Here is a 2,500-nt window from a genome sequence, read left to right as displayed (position 1 = left end):
TGGCTACTGAGATGTTTCAGTTCGCCTGGTTCGCTCATTCCTACCTATATATTCAGTAGGTTGTATTTAAGGTTGCCCTATTCGGACATTTCCGGCTCATCGCTTGCTTCCAGCTCCCCGGAACGTTTCGTCGGTAGCCACGTCCTTCATCGCCTCTGCGTGCCTAGGTATCCACCATTAGCCCTAATTAGCTTGACCACAACAATATATGTTAGTCCCAATTTCAATTTCATGTTTGGCTTTTTCACCAATTCTCAGCTAATAATTATCTATTACTAGCTACTAATTGACTACTACCTACAATCAATCTTCGCGTCTATATGCAGTTTTCAAGGTTCTGGCTGGATTTTACCCAGCATTCCGGCTTTTCTCAACTCCAGATGCTGATATTTTCCCATTTTTTGGTGGAGGTAAGCGGACTCGAACCGCTGACATCTGCCTTGCAAAGGCAGCGCTCTACCAACTGAGCTATACCCCCCTCTACATTCAGTTATCAAGTATCAGTTACCAGTTATCATTTTTTTTACTGACCACTGTTTACTGTTAACTGTTTTCAGGTGGGCCATCCTGGACTCGAACCAGGGACCTCACCCTTATCAGGGGTGCGCTCTAACCACCTGAGCTAATAGCCCATTACGAACCGAACCATACTTGTTTGAAAGCCCATCATATTACCTTGTCCACGCACGACCTGGGATATTCCTTCTCATCACTTAATTTACATATCGTATCTCAGTGTATGAGTGGTTAGGTCTCCCTTAAAAGGAGGTGATCCAGCCACACCTTCCGGTACGGCTACCTTGTTACGACTTCACCCCAGTCACCAGTCCCACCTTCGGCGTCCTCCTCCTCGAAAGGTTGGAGTAACGACTTCGGGCATGACCAACTTCCATGGTGTGACGGGCGGTGTGTACAAGGCCCGGGAACGAATTCACTGCAGTATGCTGACCTGCAATTACTAGCGATTCCTACTTCACGCAGGCGAGTTGCAGCCTGCGATCTGAACTGAGCCATGGTTTATGAGATTAGCGCACCATCGCTGGTTGGCTGCTCTTTGTCCATAGCATTGTAGTACGTGTGTAGCCCAAGACGTAAGGGGCATGATGACTTGACGTCATCCCCACCTTCCTCCGGTTTGTCACCGGCAGTCTCTCTAGAGTGCCCACCCGAAGTGCTGGCAACTAAAAACGAGGGTTGCGCTCGTTGCGGGACTTAACCCAACATCTCACGACACGAGCTGACGACAGCCATGCACCACCTGTGTTCCGGTTCCCGAAGGCACTTTCTCGTTTCCAAGAAATTCCGGACATGTCAAGCCTTGGTAAGGTTCTTCGCGTTGCATCGAATTAAACCACATACTCCACCGCTTGTGCGGGCCCCCGTCAATTCCTTTGAGTTTCACACTTGCGTGCGTACTCCCCAGGCGGGATACTTAACGCGTTAGCTACGGCACTGTCCGGGTCGATACAGACAACGCCTAGTATCCATCGTTTACAGCTAGGACTACTGGGGTATCTAATCCCATTCGCTCCCCTAGCTTTCGTCCCTCAGTGTCAGTTACGGCCTAGCAGAGCGCCTTCGCCACCGGTGTTCTTCCTGATATCTACGCATTTCACCGCTACACCAGGAATTCCCTCTGCCCCGAACGCACTCTAGTCATGTAGTTTCCACCGCCTATATGTAGTTAAGCTACACGCTTTAACAGCAGACTTACATCACCACCTACGAACGCTTTACGCCCAATTATTCCGGATAACGCTTGCATCCTCCGTATTACCGCGGCTGCTGGCACGGAGTTAGCCGATGCTGATTCCTCAAGTACCGTCATTATCTTCCTTGAGAAAAGAGGTTTACAACCCAAGAGCCTTCCTCCCTCACGCGGCGTTGCTCCGTCAGGCTTTCGCCCATTGCGGAAAATTCCCCACTGCTGCCTCCCGTAGGAGTCTGGGCCGTGTCTCAGTCCCAGTGTGGCTGATCATCCTCTCAGACCAGCTACTGATCGTCGCCTTGGTAAGCTCTTACCCCACCAACTAGCTAATCAGACGCGAGCTCATCTTCAGGCAATTAATCTTTCATCTTGCGACACATTCGGTATTAGCAGCCGTTTCCAACTGTTGTCCCGAACCTAAAGGTAGATTCTCACGCGTTACTCACCCGTCCGCCACTATCTCCGAAGAGACCGTTCGACTTGCATGTGTTAGGCACGCCGCCAGCGTTCATCCTGAGCCAGGATCAAACTCTCCGTTTTGGATAAGTTAAATACTTCTAATTAAGTTACACAAATAACCCAAAAAGTATTCTCTGTCCTTGACTGACTGAAAATAACCTCAGTCTTGGTTAATTACTTTACTAACGTAGACCTTTTATGGTATACTGGCTTTCAAACAAATATATAGTTTTCTTGGTTCGGAACCCTTGAGTTGTCGTCGCTTTCGCGTCTCTCTCTCTCAGGCACTTATACATAGTATCGAGAGAATTTGTTTGTGTCAACTCTTTTTTC

General features: G+C 48.9%; 2 tRNA genes and 2 rRNA genes (1 of these 4 cut by a window edge). All 4 read right to left on the bottom strand.

The annotated features are described in order from the left end of the window. Window positions 1-198 (bottom strand): 23S ribosomal RNA (locus IQ247_RS31240) (it extends 2,622 nt beyond the left edge of the window). Between the two features lie 204 nt (window positions 199-402). Beyond that, window positions 403-478 (bottom strand) — tRNA-Ala (locus IQ247_RS31235). An 80-nt stretch (window positions 479-558) separates the two neighbouring features. Further along, window positions 559-632 (bottom strand) — tRNA-Ile (locus IQ247_RS31230). A gap of 129 nt (window positions 633-761) precedes the next feature. Next, a 16S ribosomal RNA gene (locus IQ247_RS31225) occupies window positions 762-2,248 on the bottom strand. Together the 16S and 23S rRNA genes with 2 tRNA genes alongside form the textbook arrangement of a ribosomal RNA operon. Between the last annotated feature and the right edge of the window lie 252 nt (window positions 2,249-2,500).

Source organism: Plectonema cf. radiosum LEGE 06105 (assembly GCF_015207665.1).
Taxonomy (GTDB): Bacteria; Cyanobacteriota; Cyanobacteriia; order Cyanobacteriales; family Nostocaceae; genus Rivularia; species Rivularia radiosa_A.
Note: the sequence above shows the minus strand (reverse complement) of the source record. Positions and strands in the feature narration are given on the sequence as shown.